We start from the raw sequence: 19,291 nt of genomic DNA on the forward strand, positions 1-19,291 counted from the left end.
GGTTCGCGTTCGAGCACGCTAGAAGTACAGCCTCGGAACCGGCCCGGACCGGACAGCTCCCCGGACAGCTCCCCGGCCCGATCCCCGGACCGCCGCCGGCCGGCATCCGGCGTCCGGCTACGCGAAGACCTCCTGCCGCGTCCTGCGGCGGCCGGCCGCCAGCGCGGGATCCAGCGCCGGTACGGCGGCCAGCAGCTGCCGGGTGTAGGGGTGGGTCGGGCGGTCGTAGACCTGGTCCACCGGTCCCTCCTCGACGATCTCCCCGGCCCTCATGACGGCCACCCGGTCGCTGACCTGCCGGACCACCGCCAGGTCGTGCGCGATGAAGACCAGCGCGATGCCCAGCTCCCGCTGGAGCTCCGCCAGCAGGGCGGTGACCTGGGCCTGGGTGGTCACGTCGAGGGCGGAGACCGGCTCGTCGCAGACGATCAGCCGGGGCCGGGGAGCGAGCGCCCGCGCAATGCCCACCCGCTGGCGCTGGCCTCCGCTGAACTCGTGCGGGTAGCGGTCGTAGTGCCCGGCCTCCAGTCCGACGCGCAGCAGCAGCTCCTCCACCCGGGCCCGGACGGCCGCCTCGTCCCGCTCGCCGGCCGCGCGCAGCGGATCGGCGATGGACTCGCCGACGGAACGGCGCGGGTTGAGGGAGGACACCGGGTCCTGGAAGACCATCTGCACACCGCTCGCGATGCCGGTGACTTCGGCGCCGTCCCGGCGCACCTGCCCGGAGCCGGGCTCCAGCAGTCCGACCAGCATCCGCCCGAGCGTGCTCTTGCCGGAGCCGCTCTCGCCGACGATCCCCAGGGTCTCCCCGGCGTGCACGGCGAGGGACACCCCGGCGACGGCCGCGACCCGCCGCTTCCCCCGCCCGAACTCCTTCCGCAGCCCGAACACTTCGACAACGGGCTCGGCCGCGGCCGAACCCGGCCCCGCCGGCGTTCGAGGCGCGGGTCCGGGCAGGGTCCGGGAGGCCCGCGGCCCGTCCAGCCTCGGTACGGCCGCCAGCAGGGCCTTGGTGTACGGCTCCGCCGGTGCGGCCAGCACGGAAGCCGCCGGACCCCGCTCGACGGCGGAGCCGTCCCGCATGACCAGCACCTCGTCCACGCTCTCCGCCGCCACCCCCACGTCGTGGGTGACCAGCAGCAGGCCGAGCCCGCGCTCCTCGCGCAGCCCGTGCAGCAGGTCGAGGATCTGGGCCTGCACGGTGACGTCCAGCGCGGTGGTCGGCTCATCCGCGATCAGCAGCTGCGGCTCGCACGCCAACGCCATCGCGATGAGGGCCCGTTGCCGCATGCCGCCGCTGAACTCGTGCGGCCGCGCGCGGGAGCGGCGTGCCGCGTCCGGGATGCCCACCCGGTCGAGCACCTCGACGGCGCGGGCCCGGGCGGCCCGCCGGGAGACGTCCGCGTGGATGCGGTGGACCTCGGCGATCTGGTCGCCGATGGCGTAGTACGGGTCCAGGGAGCTCAGCGGGTCCTGGAAGACCATGGCGGCGGTCCCGCCGCGCAGCCGGCGCAGTTCGGCCGCCGATGCCGCGGCCACGTCCGTGCCGCCGACCCGGACGGTGCCGCCCAGCCGGGCACCCGTACCGCGGTGCAGTCCCAGCAGCGCCGCGGCCACCGTGGACTTCCCGCTGCCGGACTCGCCCACGACGCCGAGGGCGTGGCCCGCCTCCAGGGTGAAGGAGATCCCGTCCACGGCGCGTACGTACTCCCCCGCCCCGCCGACCGGGAAGTCGACGACGAGGTCGGTGACCTCCACCAGTGAGTGCGTCATGCGAGGGTCACCCTTCGGTCCGCGGCGGCGTACAGCAGGTCGGCGATCGCGCCTGCGAGGACCACGGCCGTGCCGATCGCGAGGACGACGCCGACGACGACGGGCAGGTCCACGACCCGTACGCCGTCGATGAGGGTCTTGCCGAGGCCGGGGATGCCGAACAGCGATTCCGTGAGCACCGCGCCGCCGATCATCGTGCCGAAGTCCACGGCGCTGAGCGCGATCACGGGGGCCACGGCGCCGCGCACCGCGTGCCGCGTGACCACGGCCCGCTCCCCCACCCCGTAGGCGCGGAAGGTCCGGATGTGGTCCTCGGCGAGTGTCTCCAGGGTCGAACTGCGCGTGAGGCGGGCGTACTTGGCGCTCTCGAAGAATCCGAGGGTCACCCATGGCAGGAGCAGGTTCCAGGCCCACTGCTCGGGGTCCTCGGTCAGCGGCACGTACGTCGGGAACGGCAGCCACTGGAGGTAGGCGCAGACGGTCATGAGCAGCAGCAGCCCCAGGATGAAGACGGGGGTGCCGGTCCCGGCGAGGGTCAGGACGGTCAGGGCCCGCTCGGTGATCCCGCCGCGGCGCAGCGCGGACAGCAGTCCGGTGCCGACGCCGACCACCAGCCAGATCACCAGCGCGCCCAGCGCCAGCGACAGGGTGGCGGGCAGCCGGTCCAGGATCAGGCCGGTGACCTGCTGGTCGTTCTGGTACGAGAATCCCAGGCAGGGTGCGTCGCAGTGCAGGACCAGTCCGGCGCCGCCGGAGTAGTCCCGGCCGGCCAGCAGACCCTGGAGGAAGTGCAGGTACTGGGTGAGGGCGGATTCGTTCAGCCCGAGCTGTTCGCGGACCTGGGCGATCTGCGCCGGGTTGCAGCGTTCTCCGCAGGCGAGGCGGGCCGGGTCGCCGGGGGCGAGGTAGAAGAGGGCGTAGACGACGACGGACAGGGTGAACAGCACGAGCAGTGCGCCGCCGGTCCGTTTGAGCACGAAGCGGGTCACGCGGTGCGCTCCTTTCTGGTGCCGACCCGCAGGCGGGAGCCTTCGCGCGGGTCGAGGGCCGTGCGGACGGCGTCGCCCAGCACGGTGGAGGCGAGCACGGTGACGAAGAGCAGCCCGGCGGGGAGCAGGACGTAGGCCGGGTCGGCGCGGAACCAGGTCTGCGCGCTGGAGAGCATCTGTCCCCAGGAGGGCGTGGGCGGCTTCACGCCGACGCCGAGGAAGGACAGCGAGGCCTCGGCCACGATGGCGGTGGGCACCTTGATCGCGGCGAAGGTGATGACGGGCGCGGCCAGCGAGGGCAGCAGTTCGCGGCGGGCGATGCCGAGCGTGCCCCTGCCCGAGAGGCGGGCGGCGTCGACGAAGTCCAGTCCGCGCAGGGCGAGGGCCTGGGCGCGCACCATCCGGGCGGTGCCTCCCCAGTCGAGCAGTCCGATGAGGAGGATGAGCAGCAGCGGCCGGGGGAAGTCGGGCGGGACGACGGCGGTGAGGGCGATGCCGATCACGAGCATCGGCAGCGCGATCATCACGTCGGTGAACCGGCCGATGAGCTGGCCCGCGAACCGGCCGCCGAGCGCGGCGGCGAGTCCGACGCCGACGCCGACGAGCGTTTGCACGACGACGGCGCCGAGGGCGACGAGCAGGGAGATCCGCGCCCCGTACAGCAGCCGGGTGAGCAGGTCGCGGCCGGTGCCCGGCTCGACGCCGAGCCAGTGGTCGGCGGAGATCCCGCCGAAGGAGCCGAGCGGTACCCCGCCGCGCGCGGAGTCCACGAGGTCGTCGTGGTACGCGTTCGGGTCCTGGCCGGTGAGCTGGGCGACCAGCGGTGCGGCGAGGGCGAGGAGGACGAGCAGGGCGATGACTGCGGTGGCCGCGAGGGCCGCGGGCCGGCGGCGCAGGCGCCGCCAGACCTGGCGCGCGGTGCCCGCGCCCGGGGCGAGGACCCCGGGCGCGGGCGGCGGCGGCTGCGGCGCCGGCTGCTTCAGGGCGACGCTCACTTGACGGAGACCTGCGAGATGTCGAGGACGCCGGTCCAGTCGCTGATCACGACGTTCTTGATGTCCTTGCCGACGAGCCGCTTGTAGACCGGGTGGAAGAGCGGCACGTCCAGGGCCTGCTCGCCGATCTTCTTGTCGAGTGCGCCCCAGCGCTTGCCGGCCGCCGCGAGGTCGGTCAGCTTGGCGATCTCGTCGATCTCGGCGTTCAGGGCCGGGTCGTTCAGCTGGGCGTGGTTGTAGTTGGAGCCGTTGGTCACGATCTGCCGGCCGTCGAAGATCGGCGCGAGGAAGGGGGCGCCGGAGGGCCAGTCGGCGCCCCAGCGGGAGAGGAAGAAGCCGGGGGTGTTCTTGGCGTCCCAGCGCTTCTCGTTGAAGGCGTTGTTCTCCAGGCCTTCCAGCTTGACGGTGATCCCGGCGGCGGCGAGGGCCTGCTGCACGGCGGTGGCGACCTCGGGGCTGGTCTGGCGGTTCTGCGCGGTGGAGTGGGTCAGGGTGACGGTGAGGCCGTCGGGGAAGCCCGCCTCCGCCAGCAGCTGCTTGGCCTTGGCCGAGTCGCCGGTCTTGCCCGCCGGGAAGTGGTCGTACGGGGTGAAGCCGAAGGCCTCGCGCTCGGGCAGGAAGGTGGTGGCCGGTTCGGCCAGCGCGGATCCGCCGGCGGCGTTGATCACGCTGGTGCGGTTGATCGCGTGGGAGATGGCCTGGCGCACCTTCGGGTTGTCGAAGGGGGCCACCTTCGGGTTGAAGGCCAGGTAGTTGATGTAGCCGAAGTGGCCGGTGCCGACGCGTCCGGCCAGCTCCTTGTTGTCACCGATCTGGGCGAGCTCGGCGGGTCCCAGGTTGGTGTCGGTGGTGACGGCGGCGGCGTCGGGGCCGGAGCTGGTGGTCAGGCGCTGGTTGATGACGGCGGCGTCGAGACCGGAGCGGACGTCGATCTTGTCCGGGTAGGCCTTGCGCTCCTCGTCGGTCTTCTCGTCCCAGTGCTCGTTGCGCTCCAGGGTGAGGTGCTCGCCGTCGTTGTCGTTCTTGACCACCTTGTACGGGCCGGAGGAGACCGGGTGCTCCTCGTACTTGACCCCGGTGTCCTTGGCCTTGGGGACGGGTGCGAACTGCGTCTGGGTGGCGACGAAGGGGAACTCACCCTCGGGCTTGCGGAGTTTGAAGACGATCGTCTTCGGGTCGGGCACGACGATCGAGTCGAGGCCCTTGCCGCCGTCCTTGTACGGGCCCTCGTAGGTCTCCCCGCCGACCAGCCAGTCCCGCAGGTACGGGGCGCCGCCCGACAGCTCGGCGGCGAAGGACCGCTCGATGCCGTACTTGATGTCGGCGGTGGTGATCGGGGTGCCGTCCTCGTACTTGAGTCCGTCCTTGAGCGTGTACGTCCACTCGGTGGCGTCGGCGTTGGGCTTTCCGGTGTCGGTGGCCAGGTCGGGCACGACCTTGGCGCCGGCGGCGCCGTCCTCGCGGTTGCGGGTGGTCAGCGTGCGGAAGACCAGCGAGGGAACGTTTCCGCCGCCCGAGGTGTAGAGCCGGGCCGGGTCGAAGTCGCTCTGGGGCTCGGAGTTGAGGACGGTCAGGGTGCCGCCGTTGCGCGGCGCGCCCGCGGCGCCCGGCCTGTCGCCCGGACCGGCCTTGTCCGCACCGTCCTCGGGGCCGCAGGCCACGGCGCCCCCGGCCAGGACGAGGCTGACGGTGACGGCGGCCACACGGCGCGCTATGAGATGACGGTCGGTTCCGGCGGAAGACATGGGTGTGAAGACCTCTCGGCGTGAAGGAAGGGCGGAAGGGCCACGCGAGGGGCAGCGGTCGACAGCGGTACCGATGGGTCACCGGTCACGGGAACATGAGGAAGCCGCGCCTGCGGGCGTACGTACACCCGGGCGCGGCGAAGGAACTCGAAAAGGGTCGCGGCGCTTGCGGGTCGGCGTCAGCGACAGAAGATGTCGGCCACGCTGTGCGCGGTCACACCAAGCAGCGCCAGCTCTATGGCGGCGCTCGCGGTCATGGTGTGGTGGTGCGACATGCGGAGAACGATTGCCGATGATCGGACGGATTGTCAACGCGGATCCCCGCCCGGCCGCCGGGCGGGGATGCGGCCCGCCGCTCAACCTCCGGGGAACACCCAGGGGTTGGGCTTGCACTCGATGCCGTTGATGTTGAGGGACTTGGTCTGCTGCTGCATGATCGGCGCGAGTGCGCCGGGTGTGCGGCAGTTCACGTGGTCGCGTCCGAGCCGGTGTCCGACCTCGTGGTTGATGAGCATCTGCCGGTAGATGAACATCTGGTCCGGTCCGTACGTCGCGGAGCCCTGCGCCCAGCGGAACGCGTTGATCATCACCCGCTCGGTGCGCGCGGAGTCGCAGGAGACGTTGTCGACGGTGATGTCCAGGTCGGACTTCTCGCACCAGACCCCGGTGGTCCCGGGACTGGCCAGGGTGATCACGAAGTCCGCCTCGCCGCCCGGTACCCGCTCGAAGGTCTTCTCACCGTTGTGGGCCCAGCTGCGGTTGTCGTTGAGCGTGCGGTGGACGGCCTCGGCGAAGAGCTGCGGGTCCATTCCGAGGCCCTGCTCGACGTCGACCCGGTAGCGCACGAGCTTGCCCTTGCCGGGGGCCTTGGCCACACCGGGCACGGTGTCGAAGGTCCCGGGGCCGGTGAGTTTCGGGTCGATCGGCAGCTGCTGGGCCATCTTCTGTTCGTAGGTCAGCTCCGGCGCGGGCGCGGCGGCGGAAGGCGCCGCGGGCGCTGCCGCCGTCGGAGGAGTCGCGCGGCCGTCCGAGCGGGAGGCGGCCGCGTCGGTCCGGCTGCCGTCGGAGGCGGCCGCCGCGCCCGTCTTGGCGCCGTCCCCGTCGGAGGTCACCTGGCCGGCGACGACGACGGCGAGGACGGTGGTGACGGCCACGGCGGCCAGGCCGGTGTACGTACGGGCCTTCAGGCCGCGGCCGGAGCCGGGCGGCTCCAGGGCGGGATCCACCGGATCGACCGGATCGGCGGGACCGGCGGGACCGGCCGGGTCGACCGGCTTGCGCGGCCCGGGCACCAGGCGGTGCGAGCCGGTGGAGGTGACCGGGTCGGGGGCGGGACCGGCGTCGGGACCGAAGTCGAACGCGGCCGGAGGCGCCAGGGTGACCTGCGGGAAGCCCACCGCGGGCGTGCCGAAGGCCGGGGTGTCGGAGTCCAGCAGGGCGGTGGGCGCCGGCGCGGCGGCGTCGTCGTACGGCCGCCGCACCCCGTGCCAGTCCCCGTACACGGAGTCGGGGCGGGCCCCCCAGGCGCCGCCGGACTCGTACTGCTGGGGGTGGCCCCCGGTCCGCGCGTCGTCGAAGGACCGGTCCTGGGACACGTACCCCTGGTGGGTGACGGTCGGTTCGGGCCAGGACGCGGCGGGCGGTTCCTCGTACGGCAGCGGCTCCGGCTGCGGCCGGACGGGTGCCGGAGCGGCGGCCTGAGCCGGAGCCGGGGCAGGACCCTTGCGGCTATGTCGTCCCACGGTCCTCAGCCTCTGCCGTCTTCGGTGTACCGGTCGTCCCCGCCCGTTCCGGTGTCGCTCAGCAGCTCCCGGAACGCGGCGGCCACCGCCTCGGGGTACTCCATCATCGCCACGTGTCCTGCCTCGGGCATGCACAGCAGCCGCGAACCGCGGAAGGCCGCGGCCGCCTTGTGCGCCATACGGTACGAGACCAGTTGGTCCCGGCCACCGTAGACCAGCAGCGAGGGCGCGAGAACCCGCTGCGCCTGCCGCCACAGTCCGTGCTGGCCGCCGAGGGTGTAGGCGTCGACGATGCCGCGCGAGGAGCGCGTCATCGCCTCCCAGAAGTACGGCAGGGCCATCCGCCGCTCCATCTCCTCCACGGCGTGGCGGAATCCCTCGGGTGTCACCCGGGAGGGGTCTCCGTAACAGAGCTCCGTCACCCCGCGGGTGCGCTGCTCGGCGCCGAGCCCCTGCGTCAGCCGGTTGAAGAGCGCGGCCATCCCGGGCACGGCGAGCAGCGCGGTCGGCACGGCCGACTTCTGCACCCGCAGCTCGGGCAGGGCGGGCGAGACCAGGGTCAGGGTGCGCACCAGGTCGGGCCGGACGGCCGCGACGCGGGTGGAGACGGCTCCGCCGAGGGAGTTCCCGACCAGGTGGACCGGGCCGCGCCCGGCGGCGTCGAGGTGCCGGATGACGACACGGGCGAAGGCGGTGACGGAGTAGTCCCGGTCGGCGGGTGGTGGGGACCAGCCGAAGCCCGGCAGGTCGAGGGCCTCGCCGTCGACGGTGTCGGCCAGCTGCGCCATCAGCTCCGACCAGTTCTGCGAGGAGCCGCCGAGTCCGTGCACGAACAGGGCGGGTGGCAGCCCGGTGCGCAGGGGCGGGCGGACCCGGACGGCCAGTTCCAGGCCGGGCAGCACGGCGGTGCGCAGCTGCTCCCCTTCGGCCACCCGGGCGGCTCCCGTCTGGGAGGACAGCTCGGCGGTGGACCGTAGGCCCGGCAGCTCGGTCGAAGACATGCGGGCAATGTTACGAGACGATCACGTTCCACTTCCTGTGTTCGCCGTCACAGACACAGGCCGGATCCGTATAGCGGTGCCTCCTCGATCCTCCTAGGCTCGTAAGTGAGCACAAGGAAGCGAGGGGAGCGGCATGACTGTCGACCCTGCGGAGCCGGACACCTTCCGGGAGCAGTTTCCGGAATCCCTCGATCCTGAGGCACCCGAGGCGGATGTGGCGGAGCAGCTGGCCGACCTCCGACCGGACGAGGACGACCCGATCACCGAGCGCACGGGGGACGGGGTCACGGACGGCGATGCCGTCGAGCAGGCGCGGGTGGTGCCGCTGGACGAGGACGACTACCGCTGACCCGCAGCCGACCGAGCACCGACCAAACCGCTGATCAAACCGCTGACCAGCGCCTCCGGGCCGTCCGTACCGCGAGAAAACTCGGCTTGAACCCTCCAGATTCGGTTACCGAAAAGTACGATGGCGGCGCGGCGCAGAGCGCACTGTGTTCTTAGAGAAAGTGGGAGGCGGCGTGACAGCCATCGAGCAGACCGAGGCAGCGCGTCCGCGGGGCACGCGACTGCCGCGCCGAGCCCGGCGCAACCAGCTCCTGGGCGCGGCCCAGGAGGTTTTCGTCGCGCAGGGGTATCACGCGGCGGCCATGGACGACATCGCCGAGCGGGCCGGCGTGAGCAAGCCGGTGCTGTACCAGCACTTCCCCGGCAAGCTCGACCTGTACCTGGCCCTGCTGGACCAGCACTGCGAGGCCCTGCTGCTGGCCGTGCGTACCGCACTCGCGTCGACGACGGACAACAAGCTGCGCGTGGCGGCCACGATGGACGCCTACTTCGCGTACGTGGAGGAGGAGGGCGGCGCCTTCCGGCTGGTCTTCGAGTCCGACCTGACGAACGAGCCGGCGGTGCGCGAGCGCGTGGACCGCGTCTCGCTGCAGTGCGCCGAGGCCATCTCCGACGTCATCGCCGAGGACACCGGCCTGTCGAAGGACGAGTCGATGCTGCTGGCCGTGGGCCTGGGCGGGGTCTCCCAGGTCGTGGCCCGCTACTGGCTCTCCAGCGAGAGCCCGGTCGCGCGCGAGACGGCGGTCGGCCTGCTCACCTCGCTCGCCTGGCGCGGTATCGCCGGATTCCCGCTGCACGGCACGGAGTCCTGAGGGACCGGCTCCCGCGGGCTCCCGCCGGCCGCTGTTCGCTGCGAGCGTGTCCGCTCTGCGCGGTCCGCGTCCCCTCACCGGGCTAATGTGGACCGCGTACGGCGCGGCTGATCGCGCGAACCGGATCGTCGGAGGGACAAAGCCGTGGAGGTCAAGATCGGCGTGCAGCACGCACCCCGGGAGATCGTGCTGGAGAGCGACCTGAGCGCCGAGGAGCTGGAGAGCATCGTCACCGCCGCTCTGTCCGGCACCGCGCCGCTGCTGAGCCTCACCGACAACAAGGGCCGCAAGGTCCTGGTGCCGTCCGACCGCCTGTCGTACGTCGACCTGGGTGAGCCGAGCGTGCGCAAGGTCGGTTTCGGCGCGCTCTGAGAACTGTTGGAAACGGCCCGGTGGTTGATCCCACCGGGCCGTTTCTGTTTCTTCCGCTTCGGGTAGGACCGCAGTGACCCGGTTTGCCCTGACGTATGGGAGAGACCTCATGCTGCTGATGGAAGTGCTCGGCTCCGCACTCCTGGGCCTCGCCCTGTCCGCGACAGCCGCCCGGGTGCTCACGCGCCGGTTGCCTTCCCGCACAGTGGTCCTGGTCAGCGGGGTGCTGGGGGCGCTGTTCGGGGCGTATCTCACCCACTTCGCGCTGGGGCCCGGGCACAACACCCTGACCGCGACGCTCCTCGGCGCGGTGCTGGTGTCGGCCGTGGTCCTGTCCCTGCTGCTCCGTCCGGCCGCCGGGCCCCGCAGGCCGTCCCACAGGACTCCGTTTTCACTTCCGTCGCGGGGCTGACCGCGACCCCTGACCTCTGACCTCCGAACCACGTACGTCGGCCCCGGCGCGCGGTGTGCGCGCCGGGGCCGAAGTGTGGAGCGGTACGGAGCCTCGCGGCTGCCGTGCGGCCGCCGTGCGGTCAGGCGGCGAGGCCGAGGGCCGCCATCCGCTTGGTGTGCGCCTTGGTGATGCGGGTGAACATCTCGCCGACGGCCGCCAGGTCGAAGCCGGCCGCCATTCCGTCGACGCCGCCGACCAGCATGGTCGAGAGCGCGTCGCGCTCGGCGACCACGCGCTGGGCCTGCGAGAGGGCCTCGCCCATCAGCCGGCGGGCCCACAGCGCGAGCCGGCCGCCGCAGCGCGGGTCCGCCTCGATCGCCGCGCGGACCTTCTCGACGGCGAAGTTGCCGTGGCCGGTGTCGTCGAGCACGCCGAGCACGAGGGCGCGGGTGTCGGTGTCCAGGTGGGAGGCGACCTCACGGTAGAAGTCACTGGCGATGGAGTCGCCGACGTAGGCCTTGACCAGGCCCTCCAGCCAGTCCGACGGCGCGGTCTGGCGGTGGAAGTCGTCGACGCCCTTCGCGAAGGGCTCCATGGCGGCGGTGGGCTCGACCTCGATCGCCGCGAGCCGGTCCCGCAACCGCTCGAAGTGGTGGAACTCGGCGGAGGCCATCGCGGCGAGCTCGGCCTTGTCGTCCAGGGTGGGCGCGAGCTTCGCGTCCTCCGCCAGGCGCTCGAAGGCCGCGAGCTCTCCGTAGGCGAGCGCGCCGAGCAGGTCCACGACGGCGGCCCGGTACTGCGGCGAGGCAGAGGCGGCGGCCCAGTCCTGGGAGGCGATACCCACGGCTTCGGTGGGGGCGCTGTCGTCGGCGGGCGAGGCGTTTTCTACGGTCGACATGCTCCGCACAATAGCCCGCCGAATGGCCCTCCAAGTCACCACGGCGGTTCCCTGCCTGTCCAGCTAAACGCGCCTACCCGGTGAATTCACCCGACACACCTGCGCGATTCCGGGGTACAGTGGTAATGCGCCTGCCGAATACTCGGCGGGCCATCCGAATGAGGATGCCCGGTCGGTGGCCCGATCGGCTCCAACCGACCGCCCTCGGTGCGGTGCGTACGTTCATGCGTACCGCCTCCCACGAGGGGCCCCCTCAGCGGCAGATGCGCTTGAGCGAAGGCTAGTGGTCCCGCGCAGCTTCGTACGTAGCAGTACTGCAAGCACGGCACGGTACGACCCCCCTCGCCGCCTCGCGCCGCGTCTCACAGAAGAGGCAGCACCCTGACTACGTTCCGAGACCTCGGGATTTTCCCCGAGACGGCCGAGGCCCTTGAAGCCGTCGGCATCGTGTCCCCCTTCCCGATCCAGGAGATGACCCTCCCCGTCGCCCTTTCCGGCACGGACGTCATCGGCCAGGCCAAGACCGGAACCGGCAAGACGCTCGGTTTCGGCCTTCCCCTGCTGGAGCGGGTCGTCGTCCCCGCGGACGTCGAGGCCGGCCGCGCCACCCCCGCGCAGCTGACCGACGCCCCGCAGGCCCTCGTGGTGGTTCCGACCCGCGAGCTGTGCACCCAGGTCACCAACGACCTCCTGACCGCGGGCAAGGTCCGCAACGTCCGCGTCCTCGCCATATACGGCGGTCGCGCGTACGAGCCCCAGGTCGAGGCGCTCAAGAAGGGCGTCGACGTGATCGTCGGCACCCCGGGCCGCCTGCTCGACCTGGCCGGGCAGAAGAAGCTCGACCTCTCGCGCGTCAAGGCCCTCGTCCTGGACGAGGCCGACGAGATGCTCGACCTGGGCTTCCTGCCCGACGTCGAGAAGATCATGGCGTACCTGCCCGCGAAGCGTCAGACGATGCTGTTCTCGGCGACCATGCCGGGTGCGGTCATCGGCCTGGCCCGCCGCTACATGACGCAGCCGACCCACATCCGCGCCGTCTCCGAGGACGGCGAGGGCGCGACCGTCGCCAACATCACGCAGCACGTCTTCCGTGCGCACAACATGGACAAGCCGGAGCTCGTCTCCCGCATCCTGCAGGCCGAGGGCCGTGGCCTGGCCATGATCTTCTGCCGTACCAAGCGCACGGCGGCCGACATCGCCGAGCAGCTGGAGAAGCGCGGCTTCGCGTCCGGCGCCGTCCACGGCGACCTGGGCCAGGGTGCGCGCGAGCAGGCGCTGCGCGCGTTCCGCAACGGCAAGGTCGACGTGCTGGTGTGCACCGACGTCGCCGCGCGCGGTATCGATGTCGAGGGTGTGACCCACGTCATCAATTACCAGACGCCGGAGGACGAGAAGACCTTCCTGCACCGAGTGGGCCGCACCGGCCGCGCGGGCAACAAGGGCATCGCCGTCACCCTGGTCGACTGGGACGACATCCCGCGCTGGCAGCTGATCAACAAGGCGCTGGAGCTGGACTTCCACGAGCCGGTCGAGACGTACTCCACGTCCCCGCACCTGTTCGAGCAGCTGAACATCCCGGCCGGCACCAAGGGCATCCTGCCGCGCGCCGAGCGCACGCGGGCCGGCCTGAAGGCCGAGAACCTTGAGGACCTGGGCGAGACCGGCGGCCGCGGTGGCCGTGGCGGCCGCTCCGGTCCGGCGGCCGCCGCCGTGGTGACCGAGGAGCGTCCGGCCCGTACCCGTACGCCGCGCCAGCGCCGCCGTACGCGGGGCGGGGCGGAGCTCGCCGAGGGCGCCGAGGCCGGCGCCGCGGTGACCCCGGTCCAGGCTCCCGAGGTCCCTGCGGCCCCGGCCGCCGACGAGCCGCGCCGTCCGCGCCGCCGCCGCACCCGTGTGGCCGCGGTGCCGGTCCAGGCCCCCGTGGCCGCGCCGGTCGTCGAGGCTCCGGTCGCCGCCGCTCCGGTCGCCGAGGCCGCCCCGGTGACCCCGGTCGCCGAGGAGGCTCCGGCCAGGCCGAAGCGCGTCCGTACCCGCAAGGTCGTCGCGACCGAGCCGGAGCCGGACTTCCAGATGCCGCCGCTGGTCGAGCCCGTCCGGGCCCGGCGCGCCCCCCGCAAGGCCGCCCCGGCCGCCGCGGTGACCCCGGTCGCCGAGGCTCCCGCCGAGGAGGCTCCGGTCAAGCCGAAGCGGACCCGTACCCGCAAGGTCGCGGAGGCCGCCCCGGTCGCCGCCGAGGCCGTCGCGGTGGCGGAGGAGGCTCCGGTCAAGCCGAAGCGGACCCGTACGCGCAAGGTCGCGGAGGCCGCTCCGGTCGCCGAGGCCGCCGCCGTGGCCGAGGAGGCCCCGGTCAAGCCGAAGCGCACCCGCACCCGCAAGGCCGTGGCCGCGCCCGAGGCGTAAGCCTTACGCAGCACCCCGCCGATGGCCCCGATCCCCTTCCGAGGGGGCCGGGGCCATCGGCCTGCCCGGGCCGTGCCGGGCACCGTACGGGCCGGTAACCTCGGGCCATGAGCAAGCCTCCGCGTCTCACGCTGCCCTCCGCCGCCCGCGCGTACCTCCTCACCACCGAGCGCGGCTCCTTCGCCGTGCACGAGGCCGGTGAGCCCGTACGCGGCACCGCCCTGCTGGTACCCGGCTTCACGGGCAGCAAGGAGGACTTCATCGGCCTCCTGGAGCCGCTGGCGGCCGCCGGGTACCGGGTCGTCGCCGTGGACGGCCGCGGCCAGCACGAGACCCCGGGCCCGCGCGAGGAGGCCCCGTACGCCCTGGAGGAGCTGGCGCGGGACGTCCTCGCGCAGGTCCGCGCGCTGGGCGAGGACCGCGTGCACCTGGTCGGCCACTCGCTCGGCGGGCTGATCTCCCGCGCCGCCGTGCTGCGCGACCCCTCGCCCTTCGCCTCCCTCACCCTGATGAGCAGCGGGCCGGCCGCGATCTCCGAGGACCAGCAGGCCCGGACGAAGCTGCTGGTCGCCGCGCTGGAGGCGATGGGCGACGACATGCCCGGGATCTGGGCGGCGATGCGGGCCCACGATCCCGAGGACGCGGCCGCCGACTCCCCCGAGCTCGCGCACTTCCTGCGCGAGCGGTGGCTGGCCACCGTTCCCGAGCAGCTGATCGTCACCGGCCGGACGCTGATCTGCGAGCCGGACCGGGTGGCGGAGCTGAGCCGCGTCGACCTGCCGAAGCTGGTCCTGTCCGGGGCCGTGGACCAGGCCTGGCCGGTGCCGCTGCTGGACGAGACGGCCCGGCGCCTGGGCGCGCGGCGGGTGATCGTGCCGGGGACGGACCACTCCCCGAACGCCGAGGACCCGGCCACGACGGCGCGCGAGCTGGCCGCGTTCTGGGACTCCTGCACCGGCGTGTAGTTAGCCAGTGAAAAAATTTCCTTAGCGTAGGGAATGATTGCGGCCTACACTTCGTTGGACCAGTGCAAGGAGAAACACTGACGAAGGGAGAAGCCCCATGCGCTTCGAGATTCTGCGCCTGGACGACGTCGACGGGTCCGCCGTGGACAGCACCGTCGTGGACGCGGCCTCCGTCAACCGGATCGTGCAGCAGGCCGCAGCCGTCGGCCAGCGCATCCTGATCCGACCGGCCGAGAGTGCGTCCTGCTGACGCATCGCACGAAAAACGTTCACGCCCCCGCACCGGTCCCGGTGCGGGGGCGTTCGCATGGGCGGCCGCGTGCGGCGGCCAAGAGGCGGGGCCTCAGGCTCCGTGGATCACCTGGAGCACGCCGTTGATGATCTGCTGGACGGCGATCGCCGAGAGCATCATGCCGGCGAGGCGGGTGACGAGGACGACGCCGCCGTCCTTGATGACCCGGATGATCACCAGGGAGTAGCGCATGGTGATCCACAGCACGACGTGCATGGCCACGATCGCGGCCCAGACCGAGACCGATGCCGCAGCGCCGTCGGCCTTCTGGACGGCGAGGATCACGGACACGATCGCGCCGGGCCCGGCCAGCAGCGGCATGCCCAGCGGGACCAGGGCCACGTTCACGTCCTTGGTCTGCTTGGGCTCGTCGTTCTTGCCGGTGAGCAGGTCCAGCGCGATGAGCAGGAGCAGCAGACCACCGGCGATCATCAGCGCCGGGACGGAGACGTGCAGGTAGTCCAGGATCTGCTGGCCGCAGATACCGAAGACGGCGATGACACCGAAGGCCACGCAGACCGCCTGCCAGGCCATGCGGCGCTGCACCTTGACGGGGCGGCCGGAGGTCAGGGCGAGGAAGATCGGCGTGATCCCCGGGGGGTCCATAATCACAAAAAGGGTGAGAAAAAGGGATCCGAAGACGGCGAAATCAAACACAGTGATGCCTTGCAGAAGAGAGGGGTGTCGCGAAGAAGAAGTGTGGGACGGGTGGAGCGGGCCGGATCCGGCCGGTCAGCGCTCGCGTCCGCCGGCGCCCGGCACCGGGAAGGCCCCCGTCGCGCGGCGCGTGATCTCGCCGTAGATCTCGGGGTCGGTCGTGAACTCGCCGAGGCGGCAGGTCTTGCGGCTGCCGTGGTAGTCGCTGGACCCGGTGGTCAGCAGGCCCAGGTCGGCCGCCAGGCCGCGCATCCGGGTGCGGGTGTCGGCGTCGTGGTCCATGTGGTCCACCTCGATGCCGTCCAGGCCCGCGCCCGCCAGTTCGGCTATCGCGGACTCGGAGACGCACCGGCCGCGCTTGACGGCGGCGGGATGCGCGAGGACGGTGACCCCGCCGGCCGCCTTGACCAGGCGCACGGCCTCGAACGGGTCGAACTCGTGCTTCTCGGCGTACGCGCGGCCGCCGTCGGCGAGCCAGTCGGGCGTGAACGCGTCCGAGACGGTGGGTACGACGCCCAGCTCGACGAGGGCGGTGGCGATGTGCGGCCGCCCGACCGAGCCGTCACCGGCGATCCGGGCCACCTGCTCCCAGGTGACGCCGACGCCGAGGTCCTGGAGCTTGCCGATCATGGTCCGGGCGCGCGGGGTGCGGTCGTCACGGACGAGCTCCCGCTCGCGGGCCAGCTCGGGCTCCTCGGGGTCGAAGAGGTACGCGAGCATGTGCACGCCGACCCCGTCGAGCCGGCAGGACAGTTCGGCCCCGGTCACCAGCGTCAGTCCGGCGGGCAGGGCCGCGAGGGCCTCGCCGTATCCGCGCACGGTGTCGTGGTCGGTCAGCGCAACCACGTCCAGCCCGGCGCCGGCGGCGGCCAGCATCAGCTCGGCGGGGGTGTCCGTACCGTCGGAGGCCGTGGAGTGGGCGTGCAGGTCGATGCGCACAGCCTGGCTCCATGGGTCGTACGTACGGGGGACACTCCAGGATAACCGGGCCGCGGACCCCCTCAGGCCCCGCGAGCACCTCAGGCAGGGCCCAGGATGCGGGGGCTCAGGGCCCCGCACGGAAGGAGCTCGACCTCGGCCCCCGCGTCGCGCAGGTCGGTGAGGACGAGCTCGTCGTACATCAGCAGGCCGGACTGCTCCGGCCACACGATCGCCCACAGCCAAAGGCCGCGCGCTTCTCCGGCGAAGACGGCCCGGTCGTCGGGGCCGCCGGCCACGTGCCACAGCGGGGTCGGGCGGCCCGCCGCGACCACCTTGGCGTGGGGCGGCGCCGATACGTCGATGGACGAGCCGGGGTCGACGCCGTCGATGCCCGCGTACCGCGCGCCGAGGCCCACGCCCAGCTCCTCCGCGATCAGCAGCAGCTCGCCGATCCCGCCCAGCGGGCCGGGGCCGGAACAGGCCACCGCCGTCGCCCGGCCACCGCTGCGGTCGTCACCGGCGGACGCGACCCCGGTGAACAGCCACCCCACCGGCAGCGGCCAGGGCATCCACACCGGCACCCGCGCCCGGTGCGTCACCACGCTCAGGCCTTCGACGCTCGGCGGGATGACGGGTTGCAGGGGGTGGACGGCGCCGTGCACCGCGCACTGCCAGGAGTCGGAGAAGAGTCCGGGCGCCCTGACCCGGCCGCCGCACTTCGGGCAACTTGGTTCACCCCTCATAAGAAGCCACGCTCCTCCCCGCCCGGCCCCCAGTCAAGGCACGCTCACCCGTCCGGACCCTCAGTCCAGCGCGACAGCGCTACGCACAGGGTCCCGCAGGTCCGTTCCGCGCGCGAGCCAGCGTTCCTGGAGGGCGGCCGCCCCGTGCACGCGCTTCCAGGCGGCCTCGTTCGCCGTCATCGGCAGCAGAGGCAGGAAGTGCACCGGGTCCATGGGCTCGTCGAGCTCCAGGTCCTCGACCAGACCGCCCGGTTCCGCCACGAGGACGGAGCTGAAGGGGGCCCCGTCCCAGAGCGGTTCACCCACGTCGAGCGAGGCTCCCGGGGCCACGATCAGCCCCTCGACCTGAGGGGACGCGGCCAGCACCGCGAGCGGCCGCAGGAGTTTGTCGGTGGCCGCCAGTCCGGCCCGTACGGTCAGCACGAGCTCGGCGCGCGGGCCCCGTACGGGGTCGGCGACCACGGCGGTCGGATCGGTCATCGGGTGCGCGGACATCCCGAGGGTCGCGTACCGCACGAGGTCGCCCTCGGCGAAACGGAGTACCTCGATGCGGTCGGTGCCCAGGAAGGTGACGGCGGCGCGTGCGTCGGGTTCACCGAACGCCGTGCGCAGCCGGGCCTCCACGAGGGCCAGAATTTCTGCCATGAGGCGAGCATAGAACTCGTATCAGGCGGGTAAAGGGCGGGTCTTGACCATCCGTCGGCTGATAGTGTTGACAGCTGTTCGGGGCCGCACGCAGAAGCGGTGTTTCAGCGCCCCGGCAACAGGACGTCCCTCACGGGGGACCGGCCGGAGGAGGTGGGGCTGCGGTGGACCGAAGTCGATCGTGCAGTACCAATCGCTCTTCCACTTCTGTGACGGGCGCATCCCGCCCCCTTTGATCGGCCGATCCGTCTGATCCGCTGATCAGTAGAAGAGCGACGGCAGAACGTTGTCCTCCCGTCCTGTTCCCTCCCCTTGCCCGGGCCTGCCCGCCCGCCTGCGGTGGAGGGTCTCCCACCCGTACGGTCCGCAGCCGTGCGCGAGAAGGAGCCTGCCATGTCGATGCTGCCCTACCTGCGTGCCGCCGTTCGCCCGGCCCTGCGCAGGGCCACCCCCGTACAGCCCGGCTACGACACCACCCGCGACCCGTCGGCGAGCAGCGCGGTGGTCGACTGCGCCGTGTACCGCGACGGGCGGCGGATGCTGGGTCCGGCGTGTCTGACGCCCCGTGAGGCGATCCGCCGGGTCCGCGAGGACGGCGGTTTCGCCTGGATCGGCCTGCACGAGCCGACGGAGGCCGAGTTCGCGGGGATCGCCGCGACCTTCGGGCTGCACCCGCTGGCCGTGGAGGACGCGGTGCACGCGCACCAGCGGCCGAAGCTGGAGCGCTACGACGACACCCTCTTCACCGTCTTCAAGACGATCCACTACGTCGACCACGCCGAACTGACCGCCACCAGCGAGGTGGTGGAGACCGGTGAGGTGATGTGCTTCACCGGTCCCGACTTCGTCATCACCGTCCGGCACGGCGGACAGGGGTCCCTCAAGGGGCTGCGCCACCGTCTCCAGGACGACCCGGACCTGCTCGCCAAAGGTCCCTCGTCGGTCCTGCACTCCATCGCCGACCACGTGGTCGACGGCTACATCGCGGTCGCGGCGGCGGTGCAGGACGACATCGACGAGGTGGAGAGCGAGGTCTTCGCCGCCCCCGCCAAGGGCAGTGCGCGCGGCGCCGACGCGGGCCGCATCTACCAGCTCAAGCGCGAGGTGCTGGAGTTCAAGCGGGCGGTCTCGCCGCTGCTGCGTCCGATGGAGCTGCTGAGCGAACGGCCGATGCGGCTGGTGGACCCGGACATCCAGAAGTACTTCCGCGACGTCGCCGACCACCTGGCGCGGGTGCACGAGCAGGTGGTGGGCTTCGACGAGCTGCTGAACTCGATCCTCCAGGCCAACCTCGCGCAGGCGACGGTCGCCCAGAACGAGGACATGCGCAAAATCACCTCCTGGGCGGCGATCGTCGCCGTGCCGACGATGATCTGCGGCGTGTACGGGATGAACTTCGACCACATGCCGGAGCTCCACTGGCGCTACGGCTATCCGATGGTGATGGCCGCGATCGCCGCCTCCTGCTTCACCATCCACCGCGCGCTGCGCCGCAACGGCTGGCTCTGAGGCGCCCCCGCCCGCGCCAGGTCCTGAGGGCCGGGTCCTGCGGGCCGGGTCCTGCGGGCCGGGACGCCCGCTCGCGCGCGGGGAGCGACC

At 72.3% G+C, this 19,291-nt stretch carries 20 protein-coding genes; 8 read left to right on the forward strand and 12 right to left on the reverse strand.

The window, feature by feature from the left end; translation table 11 throughout:
- Window positions 1–117: 117 nt before the first annotated feature.
- From KO717_RS12810 to KO717_RS12835, 7 genes are all read right to left on the reverse strand, one after another.
- Window positions 118–1,773: a dipeptide ABC transporter ATP-binding protein gene (locus KO717_RS12810; RefSeq protein ID WP_301366618.1), complete on the reverse strand. Its 1,656-nt coding sequence runs from the start codon at window positions 1,771–1,773 to the stop codon at window positions 118–120.
- The gene (locus KO717_RS12815; RefSeq protein WP_301366619.1) at window positions 1,770–2,762 is read right to left on the reverse strand and encodes an ABC transporter permease; all 993 of its coding nucleotides are present in this window, start codon (window positions 2,760–2,762) and stop codon (window positions 1,770–1,772) included. Before KO717_RS12815 ends, KO717_RS12810 begins: the two co-directional genes overlap by 4 nt.
- The gene (locus KO717_RS12820; protein WP_301366620.1) at window positions 2,759–3,757 is read right to left on the reverse strand and encodes an ABC transporter permease; all 999 of its coding nucleotides are present in this window, start codon (window positions 3,755–3,757) and stop codon (window positions 2,759–2,761) included. Before KO717_RS12820 ends, KO717_RS12815 begins: the two co-directional genes overlap by 4 nt.
- Window positions 3,754–5,502, reverse strand: coding sequence for an ABC transporter substrate-binding protein (locus KO717_RS12825; RefSeq protein WP_301366621.1), 1,749 nt, complete (start codon window positions 5,500–5,502; stop codon window positions 3,754–3,756). Before KO717_RS12825 ends, KO717_RS12820 begins: the two co-directional genes overlap by 4 nt.
- A 179-nt stretch (window positions 5,503–5,681) precedes the next feature.
- On the reverse strand, window positions 5,682–5,777 hold the full coding sequence (locus KO717_RS37345; protein ID WP_314243733.1) for an Ms4533A family Cys-rich leader peptide: 96 nt from the start codon (window positions 5,775–5,777) through the stop codon (window positions 5,682–5,684).
- Window positions 5,778–5,858: 81 nt separating this feature from the next.
- Window positions 5,859–7,244: a DUF3152 domain-containing protein gene (locus KO717_RS12830; RefSeq protein WP_301366623.1), complete on the reverse strand. Its 1,386-nt coding sequence runs from the start codon at window positions 7,242–7,244 to the stop codon at window positions 5,859–5,861.
- A gap of 5 nt (window positions 7,245–7,249) precedes the next feature.
- Window positions 7,250–8,245 (reverse strand): alpha/beta fold hydrolase, encoded by a 996-nt coding sequence (locus KO717_RS12835; protein WP_301366625.1) that lies wholly within the window; start codon window positions 8,243–8,245, stop codon window positions 7,250–7,252.
- A 133-nt stretch (window positions 8,246–8,378) separates the two neighbouring features.
- On the opposite strand from KO717_RS12835, the gene KO717_RS12840 reads away from it, so the two are divergent.
- The 4 genes from KO717_RS12840 (at window position 8,379) to KO717_RS12855 (ending at window position 10,189) form a co-directional block, all read left to right on the forward strand.
- Window positions 8,379–8,594 carry a hypothetical protein gene (locus KO717_RS12840; RefSeq protein ID WP_301366627.1) on the forward strand — a complete coding sequence of 72 codons (216 nt, stop codon included), beginning with the start codon at window positions 8,379–8,381 and terminating at the stop codon, window positions 8,592–8,594.
- Between the two features lie 172 nt (window positions 8,595–8,766).
- Complete coding sequence (locus KO717_RS12845; protein WP_030011335.1) at window positions 8,767–9,405, forward strand: TetR/AcrR family transcriptional regulator; 639 nt, start codon at window positions 8,767–8,769, stop codon at window positions 9,403–9,405.
- A gap of 144 nt (window positions 9,406–9,549) precedes the next feature.
- The gene (locus KO717_RS12850) at window positions 9,550–9,777 is read left to right on the forward strand and encodes a DUF3107 domain-containing protein (RefSeq protein ID WP_030011334.1); all 228 of its coding nucleotides are present in this window, start codon (window positions 9,550–9,552) and stop codon (window positions 9,775–9,777) included.
- 109 nt (window positions 9,778–9,886) lie between these two features.
- Complete coding sequence (locus tag KO717_RS12855; RefSeq protein ID WP_301366630.1) at window positions 9,887–10,189, forward strand: hypothetical protein; 303 nt, start codon at window positions 9,887–9,889, stop codon at window positions 10,187–10,189.
- Window positions 10,190–10,310: 121 nt separating this feature from the next.
- Here KO717_RS12855 and KO717_RS12860 read toward each other — a convergent pair whose 3' ends face one another.
- Window positions 10,311–11,069 (reverse strand): ferritin-like fold-containing protein, encoded by a 759-nt coding sequence (locus KO717_RS12860; RefSeq protein ID WP_301366632.1) that lies wholly within the window; start codon window positions 11,067–11,069, stop codon window positions 10,311–10,313.
- A gap of 447 nt (window positions 11,070–11,516) precedes the next feature.
- On the opposite strand from KO717_RS12860, the gene KO717_RS12865 reads away from it, so the two are divergent.
- From KO717_RS12865 to KO717_RS12875, 3 genes are all read left to right on the forward strand, one after another.
- Window positions 11,517–13,469, forward strand: a complete 1,953-nt coding sequence (locus KO717_RS12865; RefSeq protein WP_301366634.1) for a DEAD/DEAH box helicase — start codon at window positions 11,517–11,519, stop codon at window positions 13,467–13,469.
- Window positions 13,470–13,576: 107 nt separating this feature from the next.
- Window positions 13,577–14,434 carry an alpha/beta fold hydrolase gene (locus KO717_RS12870; protein ID WP_301366636.1) on the forward strand — a complete coding sequence of 286 codons (858 nt, stop codon included), beginning with the start codon at window positions 13,577–13,579 and terminating at the stop codon, window positions 14,432–14,434.
- Between the two features lie 97 nt (window positions 14,435–14,531).
- Window positions 14,532–14,684, forward strand: a complete 153-nt coding sequence (locus KO717_RS12875; RefSeq protein WP_167745535.1) for a hypothetical protein — start codon at window positions 14,532–14,534, stop codon at window positions 14,682–14,684.
- A gap of 93 nt (window positions 14,685–14,777) precedes the next feature.
- Here the strand turns inward: KO717_RS12875 and KO717_RS12880 are convergent, their stop codons facing one another.
- From KO717_RS12880 to KO717_RS12895, 4 genes are all read right to left on the reverse strand, one after another.
- Window positions 14,778–15,383, reverse strand: coding sequence for a MarC family protein (locus KO717_RS12880; RefSeq protein ID WP_301366639.1), 606 nt, complete (start codon window positions 15,381–15,383; stop codon window positions 14,778–14,780).
- Window positions 15,384–15,458: 75 nt separating this feature from the next.
- Window positions 15,459–16,322 (reverse strand): PHP domain-containing protein, encoded by an 864-nt coding sequence (locus KO717_RS12885; protein ID WP_301366641.1) that lies wholly within the window; start codon window positions 16,320–16,322, stop codon window positions 15,459–15,461.
- A gap of 80 nt (window positions 16,323–16,402) precedes the next feature.
- A complete protein-coding gene (locus KO717_RS12890; protein WP_301366643.1) occupies window positions 16,403–17,047 on the reverse strand; it encodes a DUF6758 family protein in 645 nt (214 codons plus the stop codon).
- Window positions 17,048–17,107: 60 nt separating this feature from the next.
- Window positions 17,108–17,692, reverse strand: coding sequence for a suppressor of fused domain protein (locus KO717_RS12895; protein ID WP_189732741.1), 585 nt, complete (start codon window positions 17,690–17,692; stop codon window positions 17,108–17,110).
- Between the two features lie 393 nt (window positions 17,693–18,085).
- On the opposite strand from KO717_RS12895, the gene KO717_RS12900 reads away from it, so the two are divergent.
- Complete coding sequence (locus KO717_RS12900; protein ID WP_301366645.1) at window positions 18,086–19,201, forward strand: magnesium and cobalt transport protein CorA; 1,116 nt, start codon at window positions 18,086–18,088, stop codon at window positions 19,199–19,201.
- Window positions 19,202–19,291 lie beyond the last annotated feature (90 nt).

The sequence above is a fragment of the Streptomyces xanthophaeus genome, assembly GCF_030440515.1.
Lineage (GTDB): Bacteria > Actinomycetota > Actinomycetes > Streptomycetales > Streptomycetaceae > Streptomyces > Streptomyces kutzneri.

What these genes read in the sequence shown, in the direction of transcription:
- KO717_RS12860 (WP_301366632.1), bottom strand. Translation starts at nt 11,069, where the DNA reads ATGTCGACCGTAGAAAACGCCTCGCCCGCCGACGACAGCGCCCCCACC.
- KO717_RS12900 (WP_301366645.1), top strand. Translation starts at nt 18,086, where the DNA reads ATGTCGATGCTGCCCTACCTGCGTGCCGCCGTTCGCCCGGCCCTGCGC.
- KO717_RS12825 (WP_301366621.1), bottom strand. Translation starts at nt 5,502, where the DNA reads ATGTCTTCCGCCGGAACCGACCGTCATCTCATAGCGCGCCGTGTGGCC.
- KO717_RS12840 (WP_301366627.1), top strand. Translation starts at nt 8,379, where the DNA reads ATGACTGTCGACCCTGCGGAGCCGGACACCTTCCGGGAGCAGTTTCCG.
- KO717_RS12835 (WP_301366625.1), bottom strand. Translation starts at nt 8,245, where the DNA reads ATGTCTTCGACCGAGCTGCCGGGCCTACGGTCCACCGCCGAGCTGTCC.
- KO717_RS12870 (WP_301366636.1), top strand. Translation starts at nt 13,577, where the DNA reads ATGAGCAAGCCTCCGCGTCTCACGCTGCCCTCCGCCGCCCGCGCGTAC.
- KO717_RS12855 (WP_301366630.1), top strand. Translation starts at nt 9,887, where the DNA reads ATGCTGCTGATGGAAGTGCTCGGCTCCGCACTCCTGGGCCTCGCCCTG.
- KO717_RS37345 (WP_314243733.1), bottom strand. Translation starts at nt 5,777, where the DNA reads ATGTCGCACCACCACACCATGACCGCGAGCGCCGCCATAGAGCTGGCG.
- KO717_RS12810 (WP_301366618.1), bottom strand. Translation starts at nt 1,773, where the DNA reads ATGACGCACTCACTGGTGGAGGTCACCGACCTCGTCGTCGACTTCCCG.
- KO717_RS12890 (WP_301366643.1), bottom strand. Translation starts at nt 17,047, where the DNA reads ATGAGGGGTGAACCAAGTTGCCCGAAGTGCGGCGGCCGGGTCAGGGCG.
- KO717_RS12895 (WP_189732741.1), bottom strand. Translation starts at nt 17,692, where the DNA reads ATGGCAGAAATTCTGGCCCTCGTGGAGGCCCGGCTGCGCACGGCGTTC.
- KO717_RS12875 (WP_167745535.1), top strand. Translation starts at nt 14,532, where the DNA reads ATGCGCTTCGAGATTCTGCGCCTGGACGACGTCGACGGGTCCGCCGTG.